The organism is Methyloparacoccus murrellii (assembly GCF_054657115.1).
The window spans coordinates 1-912 of the sequence record NZ_BAAHXD010000110.1; the positions used below are offsets into that span (position 1 = coordinate 1).

The window sequence follows — 912 nt, forward strand, 5'->3', positions numbered from 1 at the left end:
CGGCAAGCTGATCAACGCCCTGGGCCGGATGGTGGCCTATCTGAACGCGCTGATCGGCCAGGTGCAGCGCTCGACCATCGACCTGGTCTCGACCGCCAACAGCCTCAGCGCCATGTCCAAGACCCAGAGCGAGGAGGTCAACAACCTCGGCTCCACCACCACCGAGATCGCCGCCGCCACCCAGGAAATCTCCGCCACCTCCGAGGAGCTGCTCGGCACCATGGCCGGCCTGACCCAGGTGGCCGACCAGACCACCGCCCTGGCCAACGCCGGCCAGGCCTCGCTGGGTCACATGGAAGGGGCGATGCGCGCCCTGGCGGAGGCCACCCAGTCGATCTCCGGGCGGCTGGGCCTGATCAACGAGAAGGCCAACACCATCGGCAGCGTCACCACCACCATCACCCGGATCGCCGACCAGACCAACCTCCTGTCGCTGAACGCCTCGATCGAGGCCGAGAAGGCCGGGGAATATGGCCTTGGCTTCGCCGTGCTGGCACGGGAGATTCGCCGGCTGGCGGATCAGACCGCGGTAGCCACCCTCGACATCGAGCAGATGGTCAAGGAAATGCAGGACTCGGTGACCGGCGGGGTGATGGAGATGGACAAGTTTGCCGAACAGGTCAACCGCAGCGTGGCCGACACCGGTGTGATCAGCCAGCGGTTCGGCGAGATCATCCAGCAGGTGCAGGCGCTGCTGCCGCAGTTTGACGCCGTGCACGAAGGCATGCGGGCGCAGTCGGCGGGTGCGCGGCAGATACGCGACGCCATGGTCAGCCTGACCGAGAGCGTGCGGGTGTCGGTACGGGCGCTGGAGGCGACCACCACGGCCACCCATCGGCTGGAGGGGGCCATTGACGAGCTGCGTGGCGAGATCTCGGCATTCCGGCTGCGCGGGGAGGGCTGACGGCGCGG

The 912-nt window shown here is 67.9% G+C and carries 1 protein-coding gene; it reads left to right on the top strand.

Features of this window, described 5'->3' with window-relative positions; all coding sequences use genetic code 11:
- A partial coding sequence (locus tag ACYQ1H_RS15520; RefSeq protein ID WP_460028941.1) for a methyl-accepting chemotaxis protein occupies nucleotides 1-904 on the top strand: 904 nt, incomplete at its 5' end.
- Nucleotides 905-912 lie beyond the last annotated feature (8 nt).